This is a genomic window from Gluconobacter oxydans (genome assembly GCF_006539685.1).
Lineage (GTDB): Bacteria > Pseudomonadota > Alphaproteobacteria > Acetobacterales > Acetobacteraceae > Gluconobacter > Gluconobacter oxydans.
The window spans coordinates 1-11022 of the sequence record NZ_BJNM01000044.1 but is presented as its reverse complement, the minus strand read 5'-3'; the positions used below and the strand labels follow the sequence as shown (position 1 = coordinate 11022).

Here is an 11022-nt window from a genome sequence, read left to right as displayed (position 1 = left end):
ATTACGGCTCCTGAAGAACAACAGCAACGCCGTCTGGGGTTTCTGGCTGGAAAAATCCGGGTGCCCGAAGATTTTGATCGCATGGGACAGAACGATATTGTGTCTCTGTTCGACGGTCCGGCATGAGGCTTCTTCTGGATACCCATCTGCTGCTCTGGGCAGCAGGAGAGCCTGACAGGCTGTCAGCGCGGGCGAGAACCCTGATGGAGGATCCGGGTAATGATCTGGTCTTCAGTGCGGCCAGTCTCTGGGAAATCACCATCAAGACCGGGCTGGGCCGTGCAGACTTCCAGGTCGATCCTCATCTGCTGCGACGCGGTCTGATCGAAAACGGTTATGAGGAGTTACCGATCACCAGCCAGCATGCCCTGGCAGTGGGACACCTGGCAGATGTGCATCGGGATCCCTTTGACCGGATCCTTGTGGCACAGGCCACGGTGGAAGGATTGCTTCTGCTGACCCATGATCCGCTGGTAAAGGCTTATCCAGGCCCGATCGAAGCAGTCTGAAGGATGTCTGACATCTCTTGCAGATGTTTCTCAGCTTACCTCGTCATCCGTTACTTTTTCACGTCCTCTAACGTGGGTTCATTCAGCGACCAGCAGCGTGATGTCGGGACATTCTGATCTGTTCCCGGCGTCGGGGCCGTCAGAACGCAGAGCATGGTCTGCTTCTGCCGGGTCAGGGTGAAAAGGGCTCCTGAGCCGCCATAATCCGCTGTAGTCGTAATCCGGTAGTCTTTGTTCAACAGGCTCGCCAGAGAGTCCGGGACTGGCTTCAGCGTTGTTGGAACGGCCAGAGGACTATAGGGCGATTTAACCCCAGACTGAGGCAGCCAGTCTCCTGTGGTCCGGGCAAAGCCTGAAGCCGGTAAAAGAAGGAGCGTCAAGGCCATGAAAATCGGCGACAGTTGTTTCATGATGATGTCTCCTGTTCAGATCCAGAGCAGCCTGCGGGTCTCCATCAACGCGCGCAGTTTCTCACGTTTGCTTTCCGGCAGGAATGTTCAGTCGAGGCTGAACGGCTTCAGGAACTCTACAGGCGTCGTTTCAAGCGCCTGCGCCAGTTCATACAGCGTCACGACTGTCGGGTTGCGGTGACCACGCTCCAGACCGCTCAGATACTGCTGGCTGAATCCCGAGCGTTCTTCCACCTGCTCCTGGGTCAGCCCTTTCTCCTGCCTCAGGCGGGCAAAATTCTTCCCGACAAGTCGTTTCATGTCCATGCAGGGACCGTGACGACTTACACACTATAAGTTTATCAACTATAGTATGTAATTATTCATTCCCTCGCATTTTTTCTCTCTTGCCAGGAAGACATCCATGCCGCAGCCGCGCCAGAAAACCGTCAATCTCAATGTGAAAGTCACGGAAACAACCATCAGGGCGTTGAGCCGGACAGCCGCTCTTCGGGATACAACCCAGAAAGAGGTGCTGATGCGTGCCCTGCTGAAAGCCGGGATTGAAATTGATCCTCACGATCTCGGAGAAAAACGCACGCTTCCCTGGCACGAACGTCCCTGACAGAGAGCTTTTTCCCTCTCCTGCCTGTTCTGACAGGCGGTTTGCTGTGTCTGCTGAGGAGAGAGCGTAGAGGCTCAGGACACTAGGGGATGTCCTGAGCCTTGGGGCAAGCGGTTGGGGCCGCTCTGAAGTCACCCGCTGAGTAGTCGTCTGTAGGCTAAGGGTGGGGAGACTGTCTTTTCCGAGGCGGTCTCTCCATCCGTTTTCCAGTATGAAAATTTCTCTGGCCCAGGGTCAAGTCAGATGTGTGGGCGGCACATTTTTCCTCATTCGCGTTGAGGATTGGAACTTCCTATTATAAAGTTGCGAAGCTCATTTTCTATCGGGAATTTCTAATTTATATGATGTTGCGAAACCGTGAGCTATCATGCCTTATCGAACATATTCGACCGTTTCCGTGAGTTTTCGAGACGCCGCTGAAAACTGCGGTTTCGGGGATTGAGTGAAGGTGAGAGATGCAGATCTCGGTGCACAAGACATCCGTCATGCAGGCCCTTCAGAGTGCCGTGGCCCGTGGGTATGTCTGGCATGTCTCCGGGGTTATCGCGGCAGAGAAATTTCTGGCGCTCGAAGATAAATTTGCAGAGCGCTATGACATAGGACTGTCCCGATGGCAGCGGTGCCGTCAGCGCAGGCAGGGCGCGGCCGGTGTGCGTTTCTTTGCCTATCCTGAACAAGGAACGACGCGTTTTCTGTGGTGGCTTCTGTTTACCGAGGGCGAGAGTACTGCCTTTCAGCAGGAGCATGGACGCCGGAAGGCTTCAGACAGAAAAGGTCGGCTGTTCTGGGGGGCGGAGTTCGAGCTGGTGCAGCTTCCGACCCAAAACGGGAAAGTGTCCTGGTCCTGGCGGATGACCAGAGAGCGTGTGCAGGAATGGCAGGATGAGATCCAGGCCGCAATCCGGACCACACGGGATGACGATGCCATCAAGGCTGTCATGGCGCGGCTGGTGCGGCTTCCGGGGTTCAAGGGGGTGCGGCAGCAGGTCTTTGAACTACACCGCTTTGCAAAAGACGACTGGGGGCGGATCAGGCGGAAGGCAAAGTCCTGGGAGCCACCTGCCCGCCCGGGTTACGTGCGTTTCCGGTCTGATGAGACTGTTCCAGCGGCGCAGGTTGTGCAGCGGTTGCTTGTAGGGCAAACGCCTTTCGGGACAGAACCTGTTGGTTCTGAACGAGAGTTGCCTGAGGAAGGAGCAATGCCTGCTGTCAACGAGAACAGTCAGACAGAATTACCCATCCCTCGGGGTCGGGATGCCTCTCGGGTGTTACTGATCCGGGAAGCAGAGCAGATCCGAACATTCATGACGGAACGCTGGTCATATGAATCCATACGGCTCTGGCTCTTGGACCGGTATGGGGCGGCGTTCGATATTCCGCTACCAGCCTTTCGGGAGCGGGTCAGGCGGGCGCTCCAAGCGAAGGCTGTGCCCGTTTTGAAAGGCACGGCAGAAGCCATTCAGGCTGTTCGGGTCGTTGATCAGGCAAAAGAGAAAGAGAGCGAGCCGGTCAAAGAACACCGCCTGAGCTGGGAGGAAAGGCGAACAGGGCGCTTTCCTGGAAGCGGGACGAACGTGGTTCATCGTAAAAAGCCAAACCGGGATGAGCTCTATTGAGTGCAGGGAAAACGCTCTGCGCTCTGGCACGTTAAAGAAAGCGGATTTCTTTGACGGATCATCCAAACGTGTTAGAAAAAACGCATATTGCTACCACGTCAGGATGTTATGTTAACGCCAACCTACCTTATTCGGCCTTTGCCGCCTCAGGCGGAGATAGAAACGGTTCCGGTTCTCAGGGCGCTGGTTGAGGCCAATAAGGCTCTGGCGGAACTGAAGGGTCGGGCGGCAACCATTCCCAATCAGGGAATCCTGATTGATACGCTGGCTTTGCAGGAAGCCAAGGCGTCCTCGGAAATCGAGAATATCGTCACCACCCAGGATGAACTTTTCCAGGCCGATCTGTTTCCTGAGGGGCCGGACTCAGTGGCGGCCAAGGAAGTCGCCCTGTACCGCGATGCCCTTCATCTTGGGTTTCAGCAGCTGAAGGAAACCGACGGCCTGATCCTGAACAAGGGGCTGATCGCGATTTTCCAGAGGCTCAAGAAGAGGGCGGATGGGTTTCGAAACACACCAGGAACGGCCCTGAAGAACGAGCGCACGGGGGAAGTGGTTTTTGTGCCGCCGCAGGATGGGCGGGAGATTATCCGGCATATGTCGGATCTGGAGCGGTTCGTGAATGATGACGGGCTCTGTGATCTGGATCCGCTCATCAAGATGGCTCTGATCCACCATCAGTTTGAGAGCATCCACCCCTTCCCCGATGGAAATGGCCGTGTCGGGCGGATCCTGAATGTATTGTATCTGACCCGGACTGGTCTTCTGGATATCCCGATCCTCTACCTGTCGCGCTACATCACCCGCCACAAGGATGAATATTATCATCTGTTGCAGAAGGTGCGGGATGAAGGCGCATGGGAGGCGTGGATCCTCCACATGCTGCGTGCCGTGGCTGAGACATCCAGGATTACCCTTGATCTGATTGAAGGCATGCGGGCGCAGATGGCCACCATGAAGCAGCGGATGCGCACGGAACTGCCCAAGATTTACAGTCAGGAGCTGTTGAACAACCTGTTCCGGCATCCCTACACGAAAATCGAGTATGTCCAGGCGGATCTGAACATCGCGCGTCAGACGGCAGGGAAATATCTCGATCAGCTGTCAGAGAAAGGTCTGCTGTCCAAGCACCGCTCAGGCCGGAGCAATTATTATATCAACGCACCTCTGGTCCGCCTCTTCCTGGAAGTGTCCGGTGGTGCATGAGGTGTATGATCTGGTTTTCGAACGTATGGAATTTTATGCATGAATCCCGTTGAGGTTGAAGACGCTGTCTCCAGGATCAACAGGAAAACCGCTTACCGCCTTGCGACCGACAGCAAGCTGCCCGGATTCAGGGTTGGCGGCACGTGGCGGTTTCGGCGCGTGGATATTGAGGATTGGATCGAGCATGAAGCCAATCCGAAGAAGGACGAAAAGAGATGACCGGCCAAGAACAACGCGCAGCGCTACAACGGAAAATCTGGGACATCGCGAACGATGTGCGTGGCTCGGTCGATGGCTGGGACTTCAAACAGTATGTCCTTGGCACGCTCTTCTATCGGTTCATCAGCGAGAATTTCGCCTCATATATCGAGGCGGATGACGAGAGCATCGATTATGCGGCTTTATCCGATGACGTCATCACTGATGACATTAAGGACGACGCTATCAAGACCAAGGGCTATTTCATCTACCCTAGCCAGCTGTTCGCCAATGTGGCGGACGATGCCAACACGAATGACAGCCTGAACACTGATCTGGCGCAGGTCTTTAAAGCTATTGAAGCCTCAGCCAATGGCTATCCGTCTGAGGAAGATATCAAGGGCCTGTTCGCCGATTTCGATACGACCAGCACGCGCCTTGGTAATACCGTCGCGGAAAAGAATAGCCGATTAGCTAAGGTGCTTAAGCGCGTTGCAGAATTGAATTTCGGGGACTTCCACAACAGTCAGATTGATCTGTTCGGCGATGCCTATGAATTCCTGATCTCGAATTATGCCGCCAATGCGGGCAAGTCTGGCGGAGAGTTCTTCACGCCGCAGCATGTCTCGAAGCTCATCGCGCAGCTTGCCATGCACGGGCAGGAAAAGGTCAACAAGATTTACGACCCGGCCTGCGGCTCCGGCTCGCTGCTGCTGCAAGCCAAGAAGCAGTTCGATGAACACATCATTGAAGAGGGTTTCTTCGGGCAGGAGATCAACCACACGACCTATAACCTCGCCCGCATGAACATGTTCCTGCACAACATCAATTACGACAAGTTCAATATCCAGCGCGGCGATACGCTTACCCAGCCGCATTTCCAGGACGACAAGCCCTTTGACGCCATCGTTTCCAATCCACCTTATTCGGTGAAGTGGATTGGCTCGGATGATCCGACTCTGATCAATGATGACCGCTTTGCTCCGGCGGGCGTGCTGGCACCCAAGTCAAAGGCCGATTTCGCCTTTGTGCTCCATGCGCTCAGCTATCTCTCGGCCAAGGGCCGCGCGGCAATCGTATGTTTCCCGGGAATCTTCTATCGCGACGGGGCGGAAAAGAAGATCCGGCAATATCTGGTCGATAACAACTATGTCGAGACGGTGATCGCGCTCGCCTCCAACCTTTTTTACGGCACGACCATCGCGGTGACGATCCTGGTCCTCGCAAAGAACAAGACCGACACGGCCATCCAATTCATCGACGCCAGCGGCGAAGAGTTTTTCAAGAAGGCCACAAACACCAATCTGATGACGGAAAAACACATCGCGCGAGTGATGGAGATTTTCGGTCGCAAGGAAGACGCTGATCATGTTGCCGCCTCGGTGCCATATGAGACCATCGTGGAGCGCGGCTATAACCTCTCAGTCAGCTCCTATATCGAGCCGCGCGACACGCGCGAAGTGATCGACATCAATGTCCTCAATGACAAAATTAGCACGACAGTTGAACGGATAAATCGGCTGCGTGCAGATATTGACACCATTATTGCGGAGATCGAGGCATGAGCGCAGTGGGTTTTCTGGAGAAGCTGCTGGATGGGGCCGAGGTAGTGTGGGTGCCTTTGGGAGATGAAAGCTTTTTCGAGATTGCTAATGCCGCACGCAGGCCGGTCAAAGCTTCTTTGCGCTCAGCGGGAAAAATTCCTTACTACGGCGCTAACAATATTCAGGACTACGTCCACGGCCATACGCATGACGGCGAATACGTCCTTATCGCTGAAGATGGTTCAGCAAGTCTCGAAAACTACTCGATCCAATATGTTCGGGGTAAATTCTGGGCTAACAACCATGTTCACGTGGTGAGGGGAGCCGACGGAGTCGATACGCGGTTTCTATTTCACTATTTGACGACGGCAAACTTTCTTCCATTCCTATCGAGCAAAGGGCGGGCAAAGCTGACAAAGGGAAATTTGCTTCAAATCACGGTCCCTATTCCATGCCCTGATGATCCGAAGAAGTCGCTGTCGATACAGGGGAAGATTGTCCGGATACTCGACGCCTTCACCGAACTTACCGCCGAACTTACCGCCGAACTTACCGCCGAACTTACCCAGCGCGAAAAACAATATGCTTATTATCGCGATCAGCTGCTGAGCTTTCCCAAGCCTGACGCAGGGGCGGCGTAAATGGGACAGACGCTGCCCGAGATCGCGGAGAAGCTGCGAGACGCCTCCAAAAAGGTGCAACTCATCTATGCGTTCAACGCCTCCGGCAAGACGCGCCTTTCACGTGAGTTCAGGAAGCTGATCGACCCGAAGACCGAGGAGCGGGATGACGAGCATCGCCCCAAGATGCTCTACTACAACGCCTTCACCGAAGATCTGTTCTACTGGGACAACGATCTTGAGGGAGACATTGAGCGCAAGCTCAAAATTCAGCCGAACGCTTATACAAAATCCGCCTTTGAAGATTTAGGCCTTGACGGCAACGTCATCGCAACATTCCAGCGCTATACGCAGCCAAATCTAACACCACGATTCAGCGCAGACTTTTCGGAGGTCACTTTCTCCCTTGAGCGCGGCACCGATATGAGTAGCGGCAATCTGAAGATCTCCAAGGGCGAGGAGAGCAATTTCATCTGGAGCATCTTTTATTGTCTGTTGGATCAGGTGATCAGCACGCGCAACATTACTGAGGTTGATGATCGCGAGACAGCTCAGTTCAATGATCTCGAATATATCTTCATCGATGACCCGGTCAGCTCGCTCGATGAGAACCATCTCATTCAGCTTGCCGTCGATGTCGCGGACCTGATCAAGAGAAGCGATACTACGAACGGCCTGAAATTTATCATCACGACGCACAGTCCACTTTTCTTTAACGTGCTGTTCAATGAGCTGAAAAACAAGACCTGCTACATGCTGAAACGGCTGGAAGATGGAGGCTTTGAGCTGGAGGCTAAGAAGGGCGATTCCAACCATAGCTTCTCCTACCATCTTTACCTCAAGCAGACGTTGGAGCAGGCAATCGCAGCGGATAAGATTGAGCGCTACCACTTCACCCTGCTCCGCAATCTTTATGAAAAGACATCGAGCTTTCTGGGCTATCCCCGATGGTCAGAGCTGCTGCCGAGCGACCAGCAGCTTTACTTGAACCGTATCATTCAGTTTACAAGCCATAACACGCTCTCCAGCGAGGCCATCGCCGAGCCATCGCCAGAGGAAAAGCAGACGGTGAAGCTCCTGCTGGATCATCTGCGCAACAATTACAGCTATTGGCAGAAGGAGACCCCGAATGCTTGAGCAGACGACGCCGATCGCCGAGACCAATCGCTTTATCGTTCTCGATAAATATGTGCGCGCCTGGGAGGCGGCTGACAGCTATCAGTCTGAGACCGACCTAGAGCGCGAGCTTGTTCAGGACCTGCACGATCAAGGCTATGAGTATCTGCCTGACCTGAGATCAACCAGCGCCATGCTGGCGAATGTTCGCGTTCAGCTGCAAGCCCTCAACGATGTTCAATTTACAGATAAGGAATGGGTGCGCTTCGTTGAGACCTACCTGGATCGACCCAGCGACACTGCCACTGATAAGACCCGCAAGATCCACGACGACTACATCTTTGACTTCGTCTTCGATGATGGCCGTATCCAGAACATCTATCTGGTTGATAAGGCCAATGTCTGCCGCAACAAGGTTCAGGTCATCAAGCAGTTCGAGCAAGCGGGCACTCATGCGAACCGCTACGATGTGACCATTCTGGTGAACGGGCTGCCGTTGGTGCAAGTCGAGCTGAAAAAGCGCGGCGTCGCCATTCGGGAAGCGTTCAACCAGATCCACCGCTACAGCAAAGAGAGCTTCAACTCGGACAATTCGCTTTTTAAGTACCTCCAGATCTTCGTAATCTCGAACGGCACGGATACGCGCTACTTCGCCAACACGACCAAGCGCGATAAGAACAGTTTTGACTTCACGATGAACTGGGCGCAGGCCGATAACAGCCTGATCCGGGACCTGAAGGATTTTACGGCGACCTTCTTCGAGAAGCGCACGTTGTTGAACGTGTTGCTGAACTATTCCGTTTTCGATGTTAGCGACACGCTGCTGGTGATGCGCCCCTATCAGATCGCGGCGACTGAACGAATCTTACGAAAGATCAAAAGCTCGTTCGAAGGCAAGACGCTTAGTAAGCCGGAAAGTGGCGGATATATCTGGCACACTACGGGCTCAGGCAAAACGCTGACCAGCTTCAAGGCGGCCCGCCTTGCCACGCAGCTCGACTTCATCGACAAGGTCTTTTTCGTGGTCGACCGCAAGGACCTCGATTACCAGACGATGAAGGAATATCAGCGCTTCTCGCCGGATAGCGTCAATGGATCGGACAGTACTGCCGGATTGAAGCGGAACCTCTCCAAGGACGATAACAAGATTATCGTCACGACCATCCAGAAGCTCAACAATCTGATGAAGAGCGAGGGCGACCTACCGGTCTATACCCAGCGCGTCGTCTTCATTTTCGACGAGTGCCATCGCAGCCAGTTTGGTGAGGCACAGAAGAACCTCAAGCGGAAGTTCAAACAGTTCTGCCAGTTCGGCTTCACTGGCACGCCGATCTTTCCGGAAAATGCTTCGGGTGCGGAGACGACGGCCAGCGTATTCGGGAGCGAGCTTCATTCCTATGTGATCACCGACGCGATCCGCGACGAGAAGGTTCTGAAGTTCAAGGTCGACTACAATGATGTGCGCCCGCAGTTCAAAGCGATCGAAACCGAACAGGATGAAAGTAAGCTGACCGCCGCTGAAAACCGGCAAGCTCTTCAGCATCCCAAACGAATCGCCGAGATCTCCCAGTACATTCTCGATAACTTCCGCCGCAAGACGCATCGTCTCTATGGAGACAATAAGGGCTTCAACGCCATGTTCGCGGTGAGCAGCGTTGATGCAGCCAAGCTCTATTATGAAAAGCTGAATGCGCTTCAGGACGGTAGCGACAAGCCGTTGAAGATCGCAACCATCTTTTCATTCGCTGCCAACGAAGAACAGGATGCGATTGGCGACATTCCTGACGAGAGTTTTGAGGTTTCGGCGCTGAACAGCAGCGCCAAGGAATTCCTGAACGCTGCCATTGCGGACTACAACGCCTGTTTCCGAACGAATTTCAGCGTCGATAGCAAGGGCTTCCAGAATTATTACCGGGATCTGGCGAAACGGGTGAAGACCAAGGAAGTTGACCTGCTCATTGTGGTTGGCATGTTCCTGACCGGCTTCGACGCGCCAACCCTGAATACGCTGTTCGTCGACAAAAATCTGCGTTTTCATGGCCTTATACAAGCCTACTCCCGTACCAACCGCATTTATGATGCGACCAAGTCCTTCGGCAATATTGTTACCTTCCGCGACCTGGAAGAGGCGACCGTCAAGGCAATCACACTCTTTGGCAACGCCAATACCAAGAATGTTGTTCTGGAAAAGAGCTATTCAGAATACATGGAAGGTTTTACGGACCAGACGACAGGCGAGGCGCGGCGAGGCTTTATCGATGTCGTCCGTGAGTTGAAAGAGCGTTTCCCGGATCCCACCGCCATCGAAAAGGAAGCGGATAAAAAGGCCTTTGCAAAGTTGTTCGGCGAGTATCTCCGTGTTGAGAATATCCTTCAGAATTATGATGAGTTCTCTACCCTGAGAGAGTTTCAGGAGATCGACGAGAGTGACCCCGAAGCGATGGGCGCGTTCAAGGAGCGGCATCATCTGAATGATGGTGACGTTGACGAGCTCAAGAGCATCGAGATGCCTTCTGACCGAAAGGTCCAGGATTACCGTTCGACCTACAATGATATTCGGGATTGGCTTCGCCGGGAAAAGGCTAGCGCCGAGCAGGTTGAGTCAACGATCGACTGGGATGATGTCGTCTTTGAGGTCGACCTCTTGAAATCTCAGGAAATAAATCTGGATTATATTCTTGAGCTAATTTTCGAGTACAACAAAAAAACGAAGAGCAAGTCAGAACTTGTTGATGAAGTTCGTCGTGTCATTCGCGCCAGTATTGGTAACCGCGCGAAAGAAAGCCTCATCGTCGATTTCATCAATCAGACAAACCTAGATGAACTGGGGGACAAGGCGGGGGTGATTGAGGCGTTTTTTGCTTTCGCACAAGCCGAACAACGCCGGGAAGCGGAAGAACTGATAACCGATGAAAAATTGAACGTGGAGGCCGCCAAGCGCTACATTGCAACGTCGATCAAGCGCGAATATGCGAGCGAAAACGGCACAGAGTTGAACTCGATCCTTCCCAAAATGAGCCCGCTTAATCCAAAATACCTGACCAAAAAAAGAGATGTGTTCCAGCGCATCTCTGCGTTTGTTGACAAATTCAAGGGTGTTGGCGGAAAAATTTAGGCATGTTCACGACTGGACATGTCATAGTTTGTCCTTAGTTAATTATAGTCAGATTGGGACAACCCGGAGCCACGGTGTATCAAGGCC

General features: G+C 53.4%; 11 protein-coding genes and 1 pseudogene. 10 read left to right on the top strand and 2 right to left on the bottom strand.

What is annotated here, in order from left to right:
* A pseudogene (locus GOX01_RS13330) lies at positions 1–126 on the top strand (type II toxin-antitoxin system prevent-host-death family antitoxin); the annotation flags it as partial.
* The gene (locus GOX01_RS11535) at positions 123–509 is read left to right on the top strand and encodes a type II toxin-antitoxin system VapC family toxin (RefSeq protein WP_062269077.1); all 387 of its coding nucleotides are present in this window, start codon (positions 123–125) and stop codon (positions 507–509) included. The pseudogene GOX01_RS13330 and the gene GOX01_RS11535, both read left to right, overlap by 4 nt.
* A gap of 50 nt (positions 510–559) precedes the next feature.
* Here the strand turns inward: GOX01_RS11535 and GOX01_RS11530 are convergent, their stop codons facing one another.
* Together GOX01_RS11530 and GOX01_RS11525 are read right to left on the bottom strand one after the other, a co-directional pair.
* Positions 560–919 carry a hypothetical protein gene (locus GOX01_RS11530; RefSeq protein ID WP_062269076.1) on the bottom strand — a complete coding sequence of 120 codons (360 nt, stop codon included), beginning with the start codon at positions 917–919 and terminating at the stop codon, positions 560–562.
* An 87-nt stretch (positions 920–1006) separates the two neighbouring features.
* On the bottom strand, positions 1007–1219 hold the full coding sequence (locus GOX01_RS11525; protein ID WP_415505009.1) for a helix-turn-helix domain-containing protein: 213 nt from the start codon (positions 1217–1219) through the stop codon (positions 1007–1009).
* 103 nt (positions 1220–1322) lie between these two features.
* Between GOX01_RS11525 and GOX01_RS11520 the strand changes: the two genes are divergently transcribed.
* The 8 genes from GOX01_RS11520 (at position 1323) to GOX01_RS11485 (ending at position 10935) form a co-directional block, all read left to right on the top strand.
* Positions 1323–1523: a hypothetical protein gene (locus GOX01_RS11520; protein WP_062269074.1), complete on the top strand. Its 201-nt coding sequence runs from the start codon at positions 1323–1325 to the stop codon at positions 1521–1523.
* A gap of 485 nt (positions 1524–2008) precedes the next feature.
* Positions 2009–3139, top strand: coding sequence for a hypothetical protein (locus GOX01_RS11515; protein ID WP_062269072.1), 1131 nt, complete (start codon positions 2009–2011; stop codon positions 3137–3139).
* Between the two features lie 108 nt (positions 3140–3247).
* Entirely contained in the window at positions 3248–4342 is a 1095-nt protein-coding gene (locus tag GOX01_RS11510; protein ID WP_062269070.1) for a Fic family protein, read from the top strand.
* A gap of 39 nt (positions 4343–4381) precedes the next feature.
* On the top strand, positions 4382–4561 hold the full coding sequence (locus GOX01_RS11505) for a helix-turn-helix domain-containing protein (RefSeq protein ID WP_062269068.1): 180 nt from the start codon (positions 4382–4384) through the stop codon (positions 4559–4561).
* Positions 4558–6105 carry a type I restriction-modification system subunit M gene (locus tag GOX01_RS11500; RefSeq protein ID WP_062269066.1) on the top strand — a complete coding sequence of 516 codons (1548 nt, stop codon included), beginning with the start codon at positions 4558–4560 and terminating at the stop codon, positions 6103–6105. The genes GOX01_RS11505 and GOX01_RS11500 overlap by 4 nt, the downstream gene beginning before the upstream one ends.
* The gene (locus GOX01_RS11495; RefSeq protein WP_196757229.1) at positions 6102–6725 is read left to right on the top strand and encodes a restriction endonuclease subunit S; all 624 of its coding nucleotides are present in this window, start codon (positions 6102–6104) and stop codon (positions 6723–6725) included. The genes GOX01_RS11500 and GOX01_RS11495 overlap by 4 nt, the downstream gene beginning before the upstream one ends.
* The gene (locus tag GOX01_RS11490) at positions 6726–7841 is read left to right on the top strand and encodes an ATP-binding protein (protein WP_131973917.1); all 1116 of its coding nucleotides are present in this window, start codon (positions 6726–6728) and stop codon (positions 7839–7841) included.
* Positions 7834–10935, top strand: coding sequence for a type I restriction endonuclease subunit R (locus GOX01_RS11485; RefSeq protein ID WP_062269090.1), 3102 nt, complete (start codon positions 7834–7836; stop codon positions 10933–10935). Before GOX01_RS11490 ends, GOX01_RS11485 begins: the two co-directional genes overlap by 8 nt.
* The last annotated feature ends 87 nt before the right edge of the window (positions 10936–11022 follow it).

Coding starts and splice junctions, on each gene's coding strand:
- GOX01_RS11525 (WP_415505009.1), bottom strand. CDS start 1,219: ATGAAACGACTTGTCGGGAAGAATTTTGCCCGCCTGAGGCAGGAGAAA.
- GOX01_RS11490 (WP_131973917.1), top strand. CDS start 6,726: ATGGGACAGACGCTGCCCGAGATCGCGGAGAAGCTGCGAGACGCCTCC.
- GOX01_RS11505 (WP_062269068.1), top strand. CDS start 4,382: ATGAATCCCGTTGAGGTTGAAGACGCTGTCTCCAGGATCAACAGGAAA.
- GOX01_RS11515 (WP_062269072.1), top strand. CDS start 2,009: ATGCAGGCCCTTCAGAGTGCCGTGGCCCGTGGGTATGTCTGGCATGTC.
- GOX01_RS11520 (WP_062269074.1), top strand. CDS start 1,323: ATGCCGCAGCCGCGCCAGAAAACCGTCAATCTCAATGTGAAAGTCACG.
- GOX01_RS11500 (WP_062269066.1), top strand. CDS start 4,558: ATGACCGGCCAAGAACAACGCGCAGCGCTACAACGGAAAATCTGGGAC.
- GOX01_RS11530 (WP_062269076.1), bottom strand. CDS start 919: ATGAAACAACTGTCGCCGATTTTCATGGCCTTGACGCTCCTTCTTTTA.
- GOX01_RS11485 (WP_062269090.1), top strand. CDS start 7,834: ATGCTTGAGCAGACGACGCCGATCGCCGAGACCAATCGCTTTATCGTT.
- GOX01_RS11510 (WP_062269070.1), top strand. CDS start 3,248: ATGTTAACGCCAACCTACCTTATTCGGCCTTTGCCGCCTCAGGCGGAG.
- GOX01_RS11495 (WP_196757229.1), top strand. CDS start 6,102: ATGAGCGCAGTGGGTTTTCTGGAGAAGCTGCTGGATGGGGCCGAGGTA.
- GOX01_RS11535 (WP_062269077.1), top strand. CDS start 123: ATGAGGCTTCTTCTGGATACCCATCTGCTGCTCTGGGCAGCAGGAGAG.